The sequence below is a fragment of the Sphingomonas astaxanthinifaciens DSM 22298 genome (genome assembly GCF_000711715.1).
Taxonomy (GTDB): domain Bacteria; phylum Pseudomonadota; class Alphaproteobacteria; order Sphingomonadales; family Sphingomonadaceae; genus Sphingomicrobium; species Sphingomicrobium astaxanthinifaciens_A.
Window position 1 is genome coordinate 129,412 of sequence record NZ_JONN01000002.1, and the last position, 18,417, is coordinate 147,828.

15 protein-coding genes are annotated in these 18,417 nt (G+C 66.5%); 10 read left to right on the forward strand and 5 right to left on the reverse strand.

Annotated elements, in window-relative coordinates; all coding sequences use genetic code 11:
- Window positions 1–48 precede the first annotated feature (48 nt).
- The 7 genes from gatC (at window position 49) to BS69_RS0111690 (ending at window position 6,823) form a co-directional block, all read left to right on the forward strand.
- The gene (gatC, locus tag BS69_RS0111660) at window positions 49–336 is read left to right on the forward strand and encodes an Asp-tRNA(Asn)/Glu-tRNA(Gln) amidotransferase subunit GatC (protein WP_029942127.1); all 288 of its coding nucleotides are present in this window, start codon (window positions 49–51) and stop codon (window positions 334–336) included.
- A complete protein-coding gene (gene gatA, locus BS69_RS0111665; RefSeq protein ID WP_029942128.1) occupies window positions 336–1,817 on the forward strand; it encodes an Asp-tRNA(Asn)/Glu-tRNA(Gln) amidotransferase subunit GatA in 1,482 nt (493 codons plus the stop codon). Before gatC ends, gatA begins: the two co-directional genes overlap by 1 nt.
- A gap of 97 nt (window positions 1,818–1,914) precedes the next feature.
- Window positions 1,915–3,381 (forward strand): Asp-tRNA(Asn)/Glu-tRNA(Gln) amidotransferase subunit GatB, encoded by a 1,467-nt coding sequence (gene gatB / locus BS69_RS0111670; RefSeq protein ID WP_029942129.1) that lies wholly within the window; start codon window positions 1,915–1,917, stop codon window positions 3,379–3,381.
- Between the two features lie 33 nt (window positions 3,382–3,414).
- Window positions 3,415–5,031: an alkaline phosphatase family protein gene (locus BS69_RS0111675; protein WP_029942130.1), complete on the forward strand. Its 1,617-nt coding sequence runs from the start codon at window positions 3,415–3,417 to the stop codon at window positions 5,029–5,031.
- 255 nt (window positions 5,032–5,286) lie between these two features.
- Window positions 5,287–6,147 (forward strand): 4,5-DOPA-extradiol-dioxygenase, encoded by an 861-nt coding sequence (ygiD, locus tag BS69_RS0111680; RefSeq protein ID WP_245605160.1) that lies wholly within the window; start codon window positions 5,287–5,289, stop codon window positions 6,145–6,147.
- A 205-nt stretch (window positions 6,148–6,352) separates the two neighbouring features.
- Complete coding sequence (locus BS69_RS0111685) at window positions 6,353–6,559, forward strand: cold-shock protein (RefSeq protein WP_029942132.1); 207 nt, start codon at window positions 6,353–6,355, stop codon at window positions 6,557–6,559.
- 72 nt (window positions 6,560–6,631) lie between these two features.
- Complete coding sequence (locus BS69_RS0111690) at window positions 6,632–6,823, forward strand: hypothetical protein (RefSeq protein ID WP_029942133.1); 192 nt, start codon at window positions 6,632–6,634, stop codon at window positions 6,821–6,823.
- Window positions 6,824–7,101: 278 nt separating this feature from the next.
- Here the strand turns inward: BS69_RS0111690 and BS69_RS14335 are convergent, their stop codons facing one another.
- From BS69_RS14335 to BS69_RS0111710, 5 genes are all read right to left on the reverse strand, one after another.
- A complete protein-coding gene (locus tag BS69_RS14335; protein WP_156957020.1) occupies window positions 7,102–8,091 on the reverse strand; it encodes a COG1361 family protein in 990 nt (329 codons plus the stop codon).
- Window positions 8,092–8,441: 350 nt separating this feature from the next.
- Window positions 8,442–10,481: an RNA polymerase sigma factor RpoD gene (gene rpoD / locus BS69_RS0111695; protein WP_029942134.1), complete on the reverse strand. Its 2,040-nt coding sequence runs from the start codon at window positions 10,479–10,481 to the stop codon at window positions 8,442–8,444.
- Window positions 10,482–10,496: 15 nt separating this feature from the next.
- Window positions 10,497–12,359, reverse strand: coding sequence for a DNA primase (dnaG, locus tag BS69_RS0111700; RefSeq protein WP_029942135.1), 1,863 nt, complete (start codon window positions 12,357–12,359; stop codon window positions 10,497–10,499).
- 29 nt (window positions 12,360–12,388) lie between these two features.
- Window positions 12,389–12,742 (reverse strand): GIY-YIG nuclease family protein, encoded by a 354-nt coding sequence (locus tag BS69_RS0111705; protein WP_245605161.1) that lies wholly within the window; start codon window positions 12,740–12,742, stop codon window positions 12,389–12,391.
- A 218-nt stretch (window positions 12,743–12,960) separates the two neighbouring features.
- On the reverse strand, window positions 12,961–13,416 hold the full coding sequence (locus BS69_RS0111710) for a GatB/YqeY domain-containing protein (protein WP_029942137.1): 456 nt from the start codon (window positions 13,414–13,416) through the stop codon (window positions 12,961–12,963).
- Window positions 13,417–13,561: 145 nt separating this feature from the next.
- Here BS69_RS0111710 and carA point away from each other — a divergent pair, with 145 nt between their 5' ends.
- Genes carA through carB form a run of 3 tightly spaced genes read left to right on the forward strand, consistent with a single transcriptional unit; the run spans window position 13,562 to window position 18,403 of the window.
- Window positions 13,562–14,797: a glutamine-hydrolyzing carbamoyl-phosphate synthase small subunit gene (carA, locus tag BS69_RS0111715; RefSeq protein ID WP_029942138.1), complete on the forward strand. Its 1,236-nt coding sequence runs from the start codon at window positions 13,562–13,564 to the stop codon at window positions 14,795–14,797.
- Window positions 14,794–15,066, forward strand: a complete 273-nt coding sequence (locus BS69_RS14340) for a hypothetical protein (RefSeq protein ID WP_156957021.1) — start codon at window positions 14,794–14,796, stop codon at window positions 15,064–15,066. The genes carA and BS69_RS14340 overlap by 4 nt, the downstream gene beginning before the upstream one ends.
- Before the next feature lies 1 nt (window position 15,067).
- Complete coding sequence (gene carB, locus BS69_RS0111720) at window positions 15,068–18,403, forward strand: carbamoyl-phosphate synthase large subunit (RefSeq protein ID WP_029942139.1); 3,336 nt, start codon at window positions 15,068–15,070, stop codon at window positions 18,401–18,403.
- Window positions 18,404–18,417 lie beyond the last annotated feature (14 nt).

The window sequence follows — 18,417 nt, forward strand, 5'->3', positions numbered from 1 at the left end:
AGGCGAGGGGGAGTTGAAGCTCCGGCTCCCCCTCGCTAACGCCGCGCCATGTCCGTCGATACCGCTACCGTGCGGCACATCGCCAAGCTCGCGCGCCTCCAGATAAGCGACGCCGAGGTCGAGGCGTTGGTGCCGGAACTCAACAACATCCTCGGCTGGGTCGAGCAGCTTGGCGAGGTCGACACTTCGGGTGTCGAGCCGCTCGCCACCGTCATCGACCAGAAGCTGCGCCTGCGCGACGACGTCATCGACGATGGCAATGTCCGCGACGCCGTCCTCCAGAACGCGCCCGACGCCCAGCACGGCTTCTTCGCGGTCCCGAAGGTGATCGAATAGTGGCCGAACTTACCACCCTCACGCTGACGCAGCTCCGCGACGGCTTCCGCGCCGGCGACTTCTCCGCCCGTGAGATCGCCGACCAGTATAACGCCGCGGTCGCCGCCGCCCGGGCCTTGAACGCCTATACGGTCGAGACCCCCGAGGACGCGCTCGCCTGCGCCGACGTGGCCGATGCCGCGCGCCGATCGGGCGAGCTGAAGCCGCTGTCGGGCATCCCGCTCGGCATCAAGGACCTGTTCGCGACCCATGGCGTCGACACCACCGCGGGCAGCCGGATCCTGACCGGGTTCAAGCCGCCTTATGAAAGCACGGTCACGGCCAAGCTCCGTGCGGCGGGTGCCGGCATGCTCGGCAAGCTGAACATGGACGAGTTCGCCATGGGCTCGTCGAACGAGACCAGCGCCTACGGCCCCGTCATCTCCCCGTGGAAGCGCAACGACGGCGGCAATGCCGCGCTGACGCCCGGCGGAAGCTCGGGCGGGTCGGCGGCGGCGGTTGCGGCCGGCATCGCGCCCGGCGTCACCGGCACCGACACCGGCGGTTCGATCCGCCAGCCCGCGGCGTTCACCGGGATCACCGGCATCAAGCCGACCTACGGCCGCTGCAGCCGCTGGGGCATCGTCAGCTTCGCCTCGTCGCTCGACCAGGCCGGCCCGATGAGCCGCACGGTGCGCGACTGCGCGATCCTGCTCGAATCCATGTGCGGCTTCGATCCCAAGGACTCGACCTCGCTCGACGCGCCCGTCCCGGCGTGGGAGCAGGGCCTGTCGAGCGATCTCAGGGGCAAGCGCATCGGCATTCCCAGGGAATATCGGATCGACGGCGTCCCCGACGAGATCAACGCCATCTGGGACCGTGGCATCGCCTGGCTCAAGGATGCCGGTGCCGAGATCGTCGAGATTTCGCTCCCGCACACCAAATACGCGCTGCCGACCTACTACATCATCGCGCCGGCCGAGGCCTCGTCCAATCTCGCCCGCTACGACGGCGTTCGTTACGGCCTGCGCGAAGTTCCGCAAGGCGGCAATCTCGACGCCATGTATGCCGCGACCCGTGCCGCCGGCTTCGGCGCCGAGGTCAAGCGCCGGATCATGATCGGCACCTACGTGCTCTCGGCCGGCTTCTACGACGCTTATTTCACCAAGGCCCAGCGCGTCCGCGCCCTGATCAAGCGCGATTTCGCGCAGGCCTTCGAGAAGTGCGACCTCATCCTCACCCCGACCGCGCCGAGCGCCGCCTTCGGCCTCAACGAGAAGATGAGCGATCCGCTGGCGATGTATCTGAACGACGTCTTCGCCGTCCCCGCCAGCCTCGCCGGCCTCCCCGCGATGAGCGTGCCCGGCGGTCTCGACGCGCAAGGCCTGCCGCTCGGCCTCCACCTCATCGGCCGCGAGCTGGACGAGCAGGGCGTGCTCAATGCCGGCCTCGCCATCGAGGAGCGCGCAGGCTTCACCGCCCGCCCGGAGAAGTGGTGGTGAGATCCAATTTCCCATGCTCGTTCGTGCTGAGCCAAGTCGAAGCACGTCCGCGCAAGCGCCCTTCGACTTCGCTCAGGGCGAACGAGAGTAAGTCAGCATGAACGCACCCTATCGCATCAAGGGCGAAACCGGCGAGTGGGAGGTCGTTGTCGGCCTCGAGGTCCACGCCCAGGTCGTCTCCAACGCCAAGCTGTTCAGCGGCGCCGCAACCGCCTTTGGGGCCGAGCCCAACACGCAGGTCAGCCTCGTCGACGCGGCCATGCCCGGCATGCTCCCGGTCCCCAACCGCGAGTGCATCCGCCAGGCGGTCCGCACCGGCCTCGCGATCGACGCCAAGATCAACAAATGGTCGCGCTTCGACCGCAAGAACTATTTCTACGCCGACCTTCCGCAGGGCTATCAGATCAGCCAGCTCTACCATCCGCTGGTGGGCGAGGGGCAGGTCACCGTCCTGACCGATGAGAAGGACGAGGCTTCGGCCCGCACCATCGGGGTCGAGCGGATCCACGTCGAGCAGGACGCGGGCAAGCTGATGCACGACCAGCACCCGACGATGAGCTACGTCGACCTTAACCGCTCGGGCGTCGCGCTGATGGAGATCGTCTCCAAGCCCGATATCCGCTCGCCCGCCGAAGCCGGCGCCTACCTCCGCAAGCTCCGCGCCATCCTCCGCTACGTCGGTTCGTGCGACGGCAACATGGAGGAAGGCTCGATGCGCGCCGACGTCAACGTTTCGGTCCGCCGCCCGGGCGAGGCATTCGGCACCCGCACCGAGACCAAGAACGTGAACAGCGTCCGCTTCGTCCAGCAGGTGATCGAGCTCGAGGCCAAGCGCCAGATCGAGATCCTCGAGGAAGGCGGTTCGATCGTCCAGGAAACACGCCTCTACGATCCCGACAAGGGCGAGACGCGCTCGCTCCGCAGCAAGGAAGACGCGCACGACTATCGCTACTTCCCCGATCCCGACCTCCTCCCGCTCGAGCTCGACGACCAGTTCATCGACGACTGCCGCGCCTCGCTGCCCGAGCTGCCCGACGCCAAACGCAAGCGCTACGAGGCCGGCGGGATCACGGCCTATAATGCCGCGGTCCTCACCGCCGAGGTCGAGACCGCGCGCTGGTTCGATGCGCTTCTCGAGGCCGGGGCCGAGCCCGCGCGGGCGTCCAACTGGGTGGTGGCCGAGCTGTTCGGGGCCCTGAACCGCCTCGGCAAGTCCATCGAGGATTGCCCGGTCTCGCCCGCCCAGGCCGCCGAGCTCTTGGGCCTCGTCGCCGACGGCACGATCAGCGGCACCATCGCCAAGACCGTGTTCGAGAAGATGCTCGAGACCGGCGACGGCGCCAATGCCATCGTCGAGCGCGAGGGCCTCAAGCAGACCAGCGACACCGGCGCGATCGACGCCGAGATCGACAAGATCCTCGCGGCCAACGCCGACAAGGTCGCCCAGTATAAGGACGGCAAGGTCCAGCTGTTCGGCTTCTTCGTCGGGCAGACGATGAAGGCGATGGCCGGCAAGGCCAATCCCGGCGTCGTCAACGAGCGGCTGAAGGCGAAACTGGGCTAGTGACCCGCCCGGCAGCGGGGTAGGAGAGTGGCCATGCGTCACCTCCTCCTCGCCGCCGCCGCCCTCGTCGCCACCGCCGCTCCGGCCGCCGCGCAGGGCCCGGCGAAGCCGCCCAAGCTGATCGTCGCCATCTCGCTCGACCAGTTTTCCGCCGACCTGTTCGATGATTATCGCCCGCACTTCACCGGCGGCTTGAAGCGGCTGGCGGAGAGCGGGGTGACCTTCTCCAACGGCTACCAGAGCCACGCCGCGACCGAGACCTGTCCCGGTCACTCGACCCTGCTGACCGGCCGCCACCCGGCCAACACCCGGATCGTCGCCAACGACTGGATCGACCAGTCCGCCGCGCGGGCCGACAAGACGGTCTATTGCGCCGAGGACGAAAGGGTCCCTGGCTCGACCAGCAGCGCCTACACCGTCTCGCCCTGGCATCTCGCGGTCACCACGCTCGGCGACCGGCTGAAGGCGGCGAGCCCGCGGAGCCGCAATGTCGCGGTGGCGGGCAAGGACCGGGCCGCGATCATGATGGGCGGCCGCGCGGTCGACCAGCGCTGGTATTGGGACGGCAAGAGCTGGGCGACCGACCTCGCCGCCGCGCCCGTGCCGCAGACCGTCGCCGCGGTGCGCGCCGCCACCCAGCGATTGATCGCCGCGGGTGACGGCCCGCTCGATCCCCCGGCGCTCTGCCAGGCGAGGGCCAAGCGCTACGACCTGACCCCGACGCTGAGCGTCGGCGACGGCCGCTTCCCGATGGCCGCGGGCGACTCCCGGGCCTTCCGCAACTCGCCGCGGTTCGACGGCATGACCCTGGCGCTCGCCATGGGCCTGGTCGGCGAGATGGGGCTGGGCAAGGGCCCGGCCACCGACATCCTTTCGGTCGGCCTCAGCGGCACCGACGTCGTGGGCCACGCCTTTGGCCGCGGGGGCCAGGAGATGTGCCTCCAGATGCTCAGCCTCGACCGCGACCTCGGCGGCTTCCTCGACCGGCTCGACCAGACCGGGATCGACTATGCCGTGGTCCTCAGCGCCGACCATGGCGGCCTCGACCTCGTCGAGCGGCTGCGCGACCAGGGCAATGCCAGGGCCGCGCGGCTCGACCCCGCTTTCAGCGTCGATGCCATCGGCAAGCAGCTGGCCGGCCGCATCGGGCGGAGCGGCTCGGTGCTGCTCGGCGGCTCGGTCGGTGACGTCTGGATCGACCGCAGCCTGTCGCCGGCCGACCGCCGCAAGGTCGAGGCCGGGGCACTCGCCATCGCCAGGGCCCACCCGCAGGTCGAGGCGGTCTTCACCGCGGCCGAGATTGCGGCGACCCCGCTACCGAGCGGCGACCCGTCGAAGTGGACGATTCCCCAGCGGCTTCGGGCGAGCTTCGACCCGGCGCGGTCGGGCGACATCCTGGTCGTCCTCAAGGAATTCATTACCCCCGCCGCCAAGCCCAGCGCGGGCTATGTCGCGGGGCACGGGACGGTGTGGGACTATGACCGCCGGGTGCCGATCCTGTTCGTCGCCAGGGGCCTCAAGCCCGCCAGCCCCGGCACCGCCACCGACACCGTCGACATATTGCCGACGGTGGCGAGCTGGATCGGGCTCCAAGTGCCCAAGGACAGCGTCGACGGCGTCTGCCGGAGCGAGGCGGCGCGCTGCCGCTGAGCGGCGCAAAGGTCACAAAGGTCACGTGGTCGGCGAGTCGTTTTCCGCCTCGTGTGACCTTCGGTTCGAGTCGTTCTCCCGGATGCCTTAAAACCGCTGCGGTTAGCTAATCACGGCAAATCCTACTTTACAAGGTTCGTTCTGCGTGCCTCGACGTCGCTCGGCACGAACGGGTCTGAGACGTGTCGGGAACAGGAATGTGCGTTCTCGGCGGCGGGGCGGGGTGGGGCTATATCGGGGGCGAGGAGACCAATGATGGCGTCGTCCACGCGCATGCCCGCCCTGTTCATCGGCCACGGGAGCCCGATGAACACGCTCGAGGAGAATGACTTCACGCGGGCGTGGGGCGCGCTCGGGCGGGCGCTGCCGCGGCCGCGGGCGGTGCTGTGCGTATCGGCGCACTGGTATATCGGGGCGAGCGCGGTCACCGCGATGCGCTCCCCCCGGACGATCCACGATTTCTATGGCTTCACCCGCGAACTGAACGAGTTCCAGTATCCCGCGCCCGGCGACCCGGACATCGCAAGCGAGATCGTCGAGGCGGTGAAGCCGACCTGGGTCGGGCTCGACAACGACCAGTGGGGCCTCGACCACGGGACGTGGAGCGTGCTCGCCCACCTTTATCCGGAGGCCGACGTGCCGGTGCTCCAGCTGTCGATCAATGCGCTGAAGCCGATGGACTATCACCTCAATCTCGGCGCGCAGCTCGATGCCCTGCGCGATTCCGGGGTGATGGTCGTCGCCAGCGGCAATGTCGTCCACAATTTGCGGATGATGCAGCGGCACCTGCCCGACGGCGCGTTCGACTGGAACGAGCGGTTCGACCGCGCGGTCGAGGAACAGCTGGCCGAGGATCCGGGCGCGATCCTGCAGCTGATGGATCATGGCGACTATGACAAGGCGGTGCCGACGCCCGACCATTTCATTCCTTTGCTCTATCTCGCTGGCATGGCCCGGGCGGGGGAGGGGGCGCTCAATCCGCTGGTCCACGGTTTTGCCATGGGGTCGCTGTCGATGACCTGCTATGGCCTGGGGGTCGAGGCGGCGCGGACGATCGAGGCCGAGGGCGCGGCGACCGTGCCTGACAGGGTGCCTGCGGATCAGTCGAATATCTGAGATTTTTCAAGCTTTTGGCGACCCCGGCGAAATGCGGCGAAAGGCCCTTCATTTGCTTGTTGGCGCAAAAGCGGGTAGGGCTTCTCTCGCTATCAGTCGCAACTTGACGGTCTCTGGTGCTTTGCGGCTCCTCACTCCCTCTCTTTTCGCCTCCTAGCCCGGCCCTGCCGGCGTTCGGCGGGGCCTCACACGAGAGGAAACTCCCATGATCACCGGAACCGTCAAATTCTTCAACGCCGACAAGGGCTATGGCTTCATCCAGCCCGAGGACGGCGGCACCGACGCCTTCGTGCACATCAGCGCGGTGGAAGCCGCCGGCATGCGCACGCTCGATCGCGACCAGCGCGTCCAGTATGAAGTGCAGTCGGGCCGCGACGGCCGCATGAGCGCGGTCAACCTCCAGTCGGCCTGACCGGGTGACAAGGGCCCGTCCGCGTCTCTCGCGGGCGGGCCCTTTCCTTTTTTCCCCCGAGCAGGAGCCCCCATGTCGAACGTCGAATATTATGAAGAGCAGGCCGCCCGCTGCCGCAAGGACGCCGAAGCCGCGCCGCTCGCCAATGTCCGCGAGCGCCTGCTCCAGTCCGCCATCACCTGGGAAGCCATGGCCGCCCGAATGACGCGCACGCTTGCGCAAAGGGATGTGAACGAGGCGGCGAAGGCGGCGCGGGAGGGGTAGGGCGGTACGAAATTTTTTCGGTCAGTGATCAGACACTTGGTACTAGACGGCCGCCTTCGGTCGCCGGCGCAAATTAGTTCGGCGAGAGGCAAGAAGACTTCGATGATGGCCCGAGCTTCTGCAACCTCGGCTGGGTAGATGCAGTATCTCGGGTGGCGACGGCGGCCTGACCGATAGTTCGAGAAAGACCGGTGGTGCCGAAAAAGATAGCACACCGGTCGGAGAAAATACTCGGAAATCGAGGACCTGGCCGCTCGTCTTCAGCAAGATTAGAGCGACTACTTCGTAGCGGCCAATTGCTGGCTTGGGGACTTTTCCTCGAACACTACGTGCCCAGAGCGCTCAGCTTCGATCCAATTGGCTTTGCTGGGCTTGGTAGAAAAGACTGCAGAAAAACGCTCTACGACAGTCGGAATAGATTGGCCGAATACGTCGACCGCAGTGATGTCGACCCTGACCGAAATATGGAACACTTCTTCCGGTGGAGGCGACCAGTCTTCGTAGCTAGCTTTTACAGTGTATGCGATTCGTTCTTCGGCACCAGCAGCGATTTCGACTTCGAACGGCGTGGTGCCAGGGAAACGGTCGCTTAGGAACTGATACTCAGAGCCGCTTTGGAACGCGAGTTCCGCAGTGCAGCGGACGTTCCGAGCCGGCGTCTGGCCAGTGTTTTTCACGAAACAGTTAATGAGGGTCGCTCCGCCTTTCGCGAAACCGATCTGCGCCCTGATGCCCGTGAGGTAGCACCTAACTTGAGCTTCACCGATTCGCCGCGCCTCGATTACTGAGCGCTCAGCCGCATCGCCAGCCCGCTTCGTCTCGGCTAGAGTGGCGGCAGCGAGTTCTTTGGCTTCGGAATATTCTCGACGCGCACGACGACCGTCGAGCAGGCTGATCCGGTTCCCCCTTCTAGCTTCCCGCAATGCCCTTTCCGTTTGCAGCAACGACCGAAGCAATGCCACCAAGCCGAGAACACTCAGGACGAGCGAGGCCACACCCCAAAAAACGGCCCAGTAGGCCCAATCTGCGGCGTCTCTAGCGGCCCTTGCGGCATACCATTGAGCGCAAAGATCGGACCGATTGTTATATTCACCGTCTGCGCATGGCTTCTCGTATTCGCCGCGTTCAGATTGCTTAGCTTGTGCAGATGCAATCTGCCGAAGGGCCTTAGTTACCTCGTCGGCGCCGTGATTCTGCTTCTGTCTTGAGTCTGTATTTGAGGAAGTGGGGGCCCCTTTAACGGCAGCTTGAGACGGACTGGTCGCCATGGCCAAACAGAGGGCAATAGTCCCGGCATGAATACGCTTCACTTGGTCCCCCCGGTGAACTTATTGGGGAGTGTAAGTAAGGCAGACCCCGGATCAAGTCCGGGGTGACGGGGGACGACGAAGAAGCTGCAAGTGTCAAATCCCTCTGGTCTGCTCTAGCTGCCCTCCTCATCAATGGGGGAGAGCGCGGTTGGCGACCAGCAAGAGGTGGCGAGGGCCGTCACGGGAGTGAATCCCGTGACGTCAGTCCTGTCCCGCTGACGCGGGCAGGCTGGCCGGCATTTGCGCTCTCTGCGCGCTGCTCCGGCGGGCGCTAGGCGCCCGGCGTCGCTGCGCTCGGGCGCTCCTGCTTACTGATCCAGGAAGCTCCGCATCTTCCTTGAGCGGCTCGGGTGCTTGAGCTTCCTGAGCGCCTTCGCCTCGATCTGGCGGATGCGTTCGCGGGTGACGCTGAACTGCTGGCCGACTTCCTCGAGGGTGTGGTCGGTGTTCATGCCGATGCCGAAGCGCATGCGCAGGACGCGCTCTTCACGTGGCGTGAGGGACGCCAGGACGCGGGTGACCGTTTCCTTGAGGTTGGCCTGGATCGCGGCGTCGACCGGGATGACCGCGTTCTTGTCCTCGATGAAGTCGCCGAGGTGGCTGTCTTCTTCGTCGCCGATCGGCGTTTCGAGGCTGATCGGCTCCTTGGCGATCTTCATTACCTTGCGGACCTTCTCCAGCGGCATGGAGAGGCGCTCGGCCAGCTCTTCCGGGGTCGGCTCGCGGCCGGTCTCGTGGAGGAACTGGCGGCTGGTGCGGACGAGCTTGTTGATCGTCTCGATCATGTGGACCGGGATTCGGATGGTCCGCGCCTGGTCGGCGATCGAGCGGGTGATGGCCTGCCGGATCCACCAGGTGGCGTAGGTCGAGAACTTGTAGCCGCGGCGATACTCGAACTTGTCGACCGCCTTCATCAGGCCGATGTTGCCCTCCTGGATGAGGTCCAGGAACTGCAGCCCGCGGTTGGTGTATTTCTTGGCGATCGAGATGACGAGGCGCAGGTTCGCCTCGACCATTTCCTTCTTGGCAATGCGCGCCTCGCGCTCGGCCTTCTGGACCTGGTTGACGATGCGCCGGAACTCGCTGAGCGCCATGCCGGTGCCCTGGGCGATCTCGCCGATCTCGGTGCGGATGCGCTCGACCGTGTCGCGCTCGGCCGCGGCGAAGGCGGCGAACTTCTTGTCGATGGTGGACACGCGGTCGAGCCAGCCGTCGTCGAGCTCATGGCCCATGTAGCTGTCGAGGAAGGCCTTGCGCGGCACGCGGTGGCGCTCGGCCAGGCGCAGCATCTGGCCGCCGAGCGCGGTCAGGCGCCGGTTGTAGGCATAGAGCTGCTCGACCAGATACTCGATCTTGGCGTTGTGGAACTGGACGCTCTCCACCTCGGCGGTGAGCTGTTCGCGCAGCTTTTGGTATTCCTTCTCCTTGGCGGGGGAGAAGGGCGTGCCGGCGGCCATGCAGGCGAGGCGCGCGTCCTGGAGCTTGGCGAACTTCTTGTAATGGTCGGTGATGGCCGCGAACCGCTCGAGCGCCTGGGGCTTGAGCGTTTCCTCCATCTGGGCGAGCGAAAGAGTGTTGTCCTCTTCCTCTTCCTCGGCGGGCTTGGGCGCGCGGTTCTCGCGCAGCTCGTCCTCGTCGTCGCCGTCGGCGGGAGCCGATTCGGGCTCTTCCTCGTCCTTGAGGACCGGACCGGCGGCCGCGGCGGTGACTTCGCCGTCGCCGTCCTCGTCATTCTCGGCGGCGTTCAATTGCTCGGCCGAAGGGCCCTTCGACAGCATCGCCTCAAGATCGAGGATCTCGCGCAGCTGCATCCGGCCTTCGTTGAGGGCGGTCGACCATTCGATGATGGCGTTGAAGGTGATCGGGCTTTCGCACAGCCCCCAGATCATCGTGTCGCGGCCGGCCTCGATTCGCTTGGCGATGGCGATCTCGCCCTCGCGGCTGAGAAGCTCCACCGCGCCCATCTCGCGCAGGTACATGCGGACGGGATCGTCGGTGCGATCGACCGTCTCCTTCTTGACCGCGGCGGCGGGGCGCGGGCCGCCGTCGTCGAGCGGATCGACCTCGTCGTCGGACGAACTGTCGTTGTCCTCGGACTCCTCGTCGTCGGAGCCTTCCTCCTTCTCGACGATCTGGACGCCCATGTCGTTCAAGGCGGACATGATGTCCTCGATCTGCTCGCTGGACATCTGGTCCTGCGGCAGCGCCTCGTTCAACTCGTCGAGCGTGATCGTCCCGCGCTTCTTGGCGCGAGCGATCAGCTTCTTGACGGAAGCGTCGTTGAGATCGATCAGCGGGGCGTCGCCGCCGTCCTGATCTTCGGTGTCCTGAGGTTCGACTTTAGCCATGGTTGGGTGCTGCGCTTAATCGGGATTGCTGAAATCTGCCAGTCTCTTGATGGTCTCTTGATTCGCCTGCGCCAGCCGATGCTGTTCGGCCACAGCCGCCTCGTCTCCCTCGGCCACCCGCCGCGTCGCTGTCGCCAGCGCAATGGCGATTTCCCGCCGTGCGCCGAGCAGCTCGATCACGGCCTTGAGGTCGGCCCGGCCGCGTGCCGGATCGGTCTCGTTGCGGTTGAAGGAGAAGACCACGCCCGTTCCACGCTGCACCTCTGACAGGAGCTTGGCGGTCCGAGCTTCCGACAAGATGGGAAGAAGCCCCTGCGAATCAAGGGGGCGGCCCGAGAGCGCGGCGTCGAGCAGCCTCTGCTTCAGCGCCTCGGCGACAGGATCGGCGAAGGGGAGGGCGCCCAGCAGTTCGGCTTCCTCCATCAGGAGGTCGGGGAAAAGGGTGAGCCCGGCGGCGATGGCGCGGGCCTCGTGGGGGCCGACGCTGTCGCGGCCGATCGCCAGTGTCGCATCCTCGAGCGGCTTTTCAGGCGGCACGAAGCCCTTGCCCTTGACCCAGGTCCCGCGGCGCTGGGGGGTGAAAGGAGCGCCGGGCGAGGGCGCGGCCCCGCGATCGCGGCGGGTCAGCGCGAAGAAGCGCTCCATCCACTCGTCGCGGTAGAGCTGCGACAGCGAGCGGTCGCCGATCGCGGCGGCATGGTCGATCAGCCGCTGCTTGAGGCCCGCGCGCTGCTCGGGCGTGGCGAGCGGGGTGGCGTCGACCTCGTGGCGCCACAGGCGGTCGACCAGCGGCTCGGGGGCGGCGAGCAACGCCTCGACCGCGTCGCGGCCGCCCGAGTTGACGAGGTCGTCGGGATCCTGCCCCTCGGGCAGCGCGACGAAGGAGAGGGTGCGCTCGGGGCCGAGCATCGGCAGCGCGCGGGCGGCGGCGCGGATCGCGGCCTTCTGCCCGGCGGCGTCGCCGTCGAAGCAGAGGATGGGCGAGGGGTCCATCCTCCATAATAGCTCGAGCTGGCGTTCGGTGAGCGCGGTACCGTTGGGCGCGACGACCTCGGCAATCCCGCCGCGGTCGAGCCCGATCACGTCCATATAGCCCTCGACCACGATCAGCCGCTTGGAGGCCCTCGAGGCGGGGGAGGCGCGGTCGATGTTGTAGAGCGAACTCCCCTTGTCGAAGAGGACGGTCTCGGGGGAGTTGAGATATTTGGGTTCGCCGGCCCCGAGGATCCGCCCGCCGAAGCCGATCACCCGGCCGCGGGCATCGCGGATCGGGATCATCAGCCGCCCGCGGAAGCGGTCATAGGGCTCCTTCTTCGGTTCGTCCTCGATCCGGATGAGGAGGCCGCACTCGATCAGCTTGTCGTCGCCATGGCGTTCGAGCGCTTTCCTCAGCCCGTTGCGGCGGTCGGGGGCGAAGCCGATCCCGAAGCGCTTGATCGCCGCCGCGCCGATGCCGCGCTTGCTGCAGTAGGCGCGGGCCTCGGCGCCATCGATCCCGTCGAGCTGCTCGGCGAACCAGGCAGCCGCATCGGCCATGACGTCGTGGAGCGTCGCCTGGCGCTTGGCCTTTTCCTGCGCGCGCGGGTCGGCGGCGGGGACCTCGAGCCCGGCGGCGGCGGCAAGCTCCTTCACCGCGTCCATGAAGGGGAGGCCGCGATTCTCGGTCAGGAACCGGATCGCGTCGCCATGCGCGCCGCAGCCGAAGCAATGGTAGAAATGCTTCTCGTCGTTGACGGTGAAGCTCGGGGTCTTCTCGTTGTGGAACGGGCAGCAGGCCTTCCACTCACGGCCCGCGCGGAGGAGCTTGACGTGCGGAGAGATGACCGCGCTGAGCGTGGTCCGGGCGCGCAGTTCGTCGAGGAAGGAGGGGGTCAGCATGGGGCGGTGAGGGCGTCCTTCGACTTCGCTCAGGACGAACGAGGATTCGGGATCATCTTACACGGTTCGTTCGTGCTGAGCGAAGTCGAAGCACGCTCGTGCGGCGGCTCCGACAGCGCCTTGATGGTCTCCCAATCGCCGATAATCAGCGCTTCCTTCTTCGCGCGGGTCCAGCCCTTGATGCGTCGCTCGAACGCGAGCGCCTCTTCGCGCCTGCCCGTAGACTCGGACCAGACAAGACGGACTGGCCGACGCCTGCGCGTGTAGCCCTCGTGCAGGCCGTCCTGATGCTCGGCCAGCCGCTTCTCGAGGTCGTCGGTTTGTCCGACATAGTAAGAGCCGTCCGAACAGCGCAGCATGTAGACCCAGAAATGCAGTTGCATGTGGAGGCGTTCGCGCCCGCGCCCTTCGACTTCGCTCAGGGCGAACGATGAGGGGATGGACGGCTTGGTGCAAGCGCCCTTCGACTTCGCTCAGGGCGAACGATGAGGGGATGGACGGCTTGGTGCAAGCGCCCTTCGATTTCGCTCAGGGCGAACGAGATCCGTTACGCAATCAATCTCGTTCGTGCTGAGCGAAGTCGAAGCACGCTGGCCGAACCTCAGCCCGCCAGCGCCCCTTTCACCAGTCCGCTCGCCCGCGCGGGTTCGATGCTGGTGCCCAGCCGTTCCTTCACCGCGGCCATCACCCGGCCCATGTCCTTCATGCTCGACGCGCCCAGTTCGGCGATGATCTCGCGGACCTTGGCCGAAGCCTCCTCGTCGGACAGCTGCGCGGGGAGGAACCGTTCGATGACCGCGATCTCGGCTTCTTCCTGGGCGGCGAGTTCCTCGCGGTTGCCTTGGCGGTACATGGTGACCGACTCGCGGCGCTGCTTGATCATCTTCTGGAGGACTTCGGTGACCAGCGCGTCGTCGTCGACCGGGGCGGCGGCGGTGCGCAGCTCGATGTCGCGGTTCTTGATCGCGCTCTGGATCAGGCGGATGGTGGCGGTGCTGGCCTTGTCACCGCCCTTCATGGCGGTGACGAGGGCGGTCTTGATGGTGTCTCGGATCATGGAAAAGCCCGTTAATCATCAACGCTCCCGTTGACCATCCTTCGAGGTTTTTGGATGCGCGCAGTTGACCAGCACCGCGCGAAGCCCTAGCGGCGGCGGCTTAGCGACATCGCCAAAAACCCTGATCGAAGGAGCCCTCCTGCCGATGGCCAATCCTGCGCCCGACGCTGCGCCCCCGGGAGCCACTGGCGCCCTCGTTTTCGCCGATGGGCGCGTGGTCTGGGGCAGGGGATTCGGGGCCGAGGGCGCGGAAGTGGCCGAGCTCTGCTTCCACACCGCCATGACCGGCTACCAGGAGGTGATGACCGATCCCTCGTTCGCGCGGCAGGTCATTTGCTTCACCTTTCCGCACATCGGCAATGTCGGGGCGAACGACGAGGACGTCGAGGCCGACGATCCCCATGCGGTGGGCGCGATCGTCCGCGAAGGCGTGACGGGTCCGAGCAATTTCCGCGCCAAGGTCGATTTTCCGACCTGGATGCAGCGCCACGGCCGGATCGGGCTGTCGGGGATCGATACGCGCGCGCTGACCCGGCTGGTGCGCCGCGAGGGGCCGCCGACGGTGGTCATCGCGCATGATGCCGAGGGGAAGTTCGATATTCCCGCGCTCGTGAAGATGGCGGCGGAGTGGCCCGGGCTCGAGGGGATGGACCTCGCCAAGGACGTCTCGTGCGAGCAGCTGCGTGTGTGGAGCGGGGGCAAGTGGACGATCGAGCTGGGCTATGCGGGCGAGGAGCGCGAGCGTGCTTCGACTTCGCTCAGCACGAACGAGGTTGAGAATGGTTCGTTCGCCCTGAGCGAAGTCGAAGGGCCGCACACCACCCCCCACGTCGTCGCCATCGACTATGGCGCCAAGCGCAACATCTTCCGCAACCTGGTCGAGGCGGGCGCGCGGGTGACGATCCTGCCGGCAACCGCCTCGTTCGACGAAGTGATGGTGCATGAGCCCGACGGCTTCTTCCTCTCGAACGGGCCGGGCGATCCGGCGGCGACGGGGGAATATGCCATTCCGGTGATCAGGGCGATGCTGGAGACGGGCAAGCCATTGTTCGGCATCTGCCTCGGCCACCAGCTCCTCGCGCTCGCGGTTGGGGGCAAGACGGCCAAGATGTTCCAAGGCCACCGCGGCGCCAACCACCCGGTCAAGCGCCTCGCCGACGGGGCGGTCGAGATCACCAGCATGAACCACGGCTTCGCCGTCGAGCGCGAGGGCATGCCGAATAACGTGCGCGAGACGCATGTGTCGCTCTTCGACGGGTCCAATTGCGGGATCGAACTCACCGACCGGCCGGCGTTCAGCGTGCAATATCACCCCGAGGCGAGCCCGGGGCCGCAGGACAGTTTCTATCTATTCGAGCGGTTCGTGGGGATGATGCGGTGAAGGGAGTGCTGGCGCTGCTAGCCCTTCTGTCGCTTGGCGCCTGCGATGACCTTGAGCAAGTGATCGCGTCATTTCGCACCCCGAGCAACGAAGAGATAGCGCAAGGATGCGGGGTGACCGTCGATCAATTTCAGAAGGCAAAGGCCGAAGCACTACGTAAAAAACCCTACGACGGTGTCGATTTTGGCCGGTGTTCCGCGCTGAAAAACGAAGCTGGTTCAGGGGTTACAATCATCTCCATGCAATTACCCCCAGAGGCAAAGAAGTAAGATGCCCCGCCGCACCGACATCTCCTCCATCCTCATCATCGGCGCCGGTCCGATCGTCATCGGGCAGGCGGCGGAGTTCGATTATTCGGGCAGCCAGGCGGTCAAGGCGCTGAAGGCCGAGGGCTATCGCGTCATCGTGGTCAACTCGAACCCGGCGACGATCATGACCGATCCGGAGCTCGCCGACGCGACCTACATCGAGCCGATCACGCCGGAGGTGGTGGCGCGGATCATCGAGGCGGAGAAGCCTGATGCGCTGCTTCCGACCATGGGCGGGCAGACCGCGCTCAATACGGCGCTGTCGCTCTACAAGGACGGGACGCTGGACCGGCTGGGCGTCGAGCTGATCGGCGCCAATGCGGCGGCGATCGAGAAGGCCGAGGACCGGCAGAAATTCCGCGACGCGATGGACCGGATCGGGCTCGAAAGCCCGAAGTCCGCGATCGCGCACAGCGAGGCCGAGGCGATGGCGGCGATCGAGACGGTGGGGCTGCCCGCGGTGATCCGGCCGAGCTTCACGCTCGGCGGGACCGGGGGCGGGATCGCCTACAACCGCGACGAATATCTCCACTTCATCCGCACCGGGCTCGAGGCCTCGCCCACCACCGAGGTGCTGATCGACGAGAGCCTCGTCGGGTGGAAGGAATATGAGATGGAGGTTGTCCGCGACCGCGCGGACAATGCAATCATCATCTGCTCGATCGAGAATGTCGATCCGATGGGCGTGCATACTGGGGATTCGATTACCGTCGCCCCGGCGCTGACGCTGACCGACAAGGAATATCAGCGCATGCGCTCGGCGAGCATCGCCGTGCTGCGGGAAATCGGTGTCGAAACAGGCGGTTCCAACGTCCAGTTCGCGGTCGATCCCAAGACCGGGCGGATGGTCGTGATCGAGATGAACCCGCGCGTGTCGCGCTCCTCGGCGCTGGCTTCCAAGGCGACCGGCTTCCCGATCGCCAAGGTCGCGGCCAAGCTGGCGGTGGGCTACACCCTCGACGAGATCGCGAACGACATCACCGGCGGCGCGACCCCGGCGAGCTTCGAGCCGACCATCGACTATGTGGTCACCAAGATCCCGCGCTTCACCTTCGAGAAGTTCGCCGGGTCCAAGGCCGAGCTCTCGACCGCGATGAAGTCGGTCGGTGAGGTGATGGCGATCGGCCGCAGCTTCGCCGAAAGCTTGCAGAAGGCGCTGCGCGGGCTCGAGATCGGGCTGTGCGGGCTGGACCGCGTGCGGCACCTCGAAAATGCCGCGCCGGAAGAGGTCGAGGCCGCGCTGGCGGTGCCGACGCCCGACCGGCTGCTGGTCGCCGCCGAGGCGCTCCGCCATGGGCTGAGCGTCGAGCGGATCAACGCCATTGCCGGCTTCGATCCCTGGTTCCTCGAGCGGCTGGCCGAGATCGTCCGCGCCGAGGGGCAGGTCCGCGCCTTCGGGCTCCCCAATGACCCGGCGGGGATGCGGCGGCTGAAGGCGATGGGCTTTTCGGACGCGCGGCTGGCGCAATTGTCGCTCCGCTCGACCGGCATGAACCGCGAGATGGGCGAGTTGCAGGCGCGGGGCGGGGGCGTGGTCCATGCCGCGATGCGCGCGATGACCGGCGGCGTGACCGAGGCCGAGGTGCTGAAGCACCGGCTGAAGCTCGGCGTGCGGCCGGTCTACAAGCGCATCGACAGCTGCGCGGCCGAGTTCGACGCCTCCACTCCCTATCTCTATTCGACCTATGAGGCGCCATTGTTCGGCGAGCCCGAGGACGAGGCGGAAATCAGCGACAGGCGCAAGATCGTGATCCTCGGCGGCGGTCCGAACCGGATCGGGCAGGGGATCGAGTTCGACTATTGCTGCTGCCACGCCGCCTTCGCGCTCAGGGACGCGGGGTTCGAGACCATCATGGTCAATTGCAATCCCGAGACCGTCTCGACCGATCCCGACACGTCGGACCGGCTCTATTTCGAGCCGCTGACGCATGAGGACGTGCTCGAAATCGTCACCCGCGAGGCCGAGAAGGGCGAGCTGGTCGGGGTGATCGTGCAGCTGGGCGGGCAGACTCCGCTCAAGCTCGCCGCGGGGCTGCAGAAGGCGGGCATCCCGATCCTCGGCACTTCGCCCGACAGCATCGACCTGGCAGAGGACCGCGAGCGCTTCTCGGCCCTGGTCAACCGCCTCGGCCTCCGCCAACCCGAGAACGGCATCGCCCGCAGCCGCGAGGAAGCGCTCAAGGTCGCCGAGCGGATCGGCTATCCGGTGCTGCTGCGCCCGAGCTACGTGCTCGGCGGCCGCGCGATGGAGATCGTCGACGGCCCGTCCCAGCTCGAACATTATATCGCGACCGCGGTGCAGGTGTCGGGCGACAGCCCGGTCCTCGTCGACCGTTACCTGCGCGATGCGACCGAGGTCGACGTCGACGCCATCTGCGACGGGACCGACGTGGTGCTGGCGGGCGTGCTCGAGCATATCGAGGAAGCCGGGGTCCATTCGGGCGACAGCGCCTGCTCGATCCCGCCGCACAGCCTGTCGCCGGCCATCGTCGCCGAGATCGAGCGCCAGACCAGGGCGCTCGCGCTCGAGCTCAAGGTCAAGGGCCTCATGAACGTCCAATATGCGGTCAAGGACGGCGAACTCTATCTCATCGAGGTCAATCCGCGCGCCAGCCGGACCGTGCCCTTCACCGCCAAGGCGATCGGGACCCCGGTCGCCAAGATCGCCGCGCGGGTGATGGCGGGCGAGCCGCTTGCCAGCCTGCCGGGGATCGACCGCAACATCGCCCATGTCGCGGTGAAGGAGAGCGTCTTCCCCTTCGCACGCTTCCCCGGCACCGACCCCGTGCTCGGACCCGAGATGAAGTCGACCGGTGAAGTCATGGGAATCGCGGGCGATTTCGAAATGGCCTTCGCCAAGAGCCAGATCGGTGCGGGCACGGTCATGCCGCAGTCGGGCACCCTGTTCGTGTCGGTCAAGGACAGCGACAAGGAAGGGATCGTCCCTGCGGTGGAGGCGATGCTCGATTTGGGCTTCGAGGTGATCGCGACCGGCGGCACCCACGACCATCTCGCCGCGCGCGGGCTGGCCGTCACCAAGGTCAACAAGGTGGCGCAGGGGCGGCCGCACATCGTCGACCGGATCGTCGACGGCGGGGTGAGCCTGATCTTCAACACCACCGAGGGCTGGCAGAGTTTGAAGGACAGCCAGTCGATCCGCGCCACCGCGCTCAACCGCAAGGTGCCCTACGTCACCACGGTGGCCGCGGCGCAGGCGATGGCGCGGGCGATAAGGGCCGCGCGGGGCCGCTCGCTTGAAGTCCGCTCGCTGCAGTCTTATTATTCCGCCCGCGTATAGAGCTCTCCCTTCAC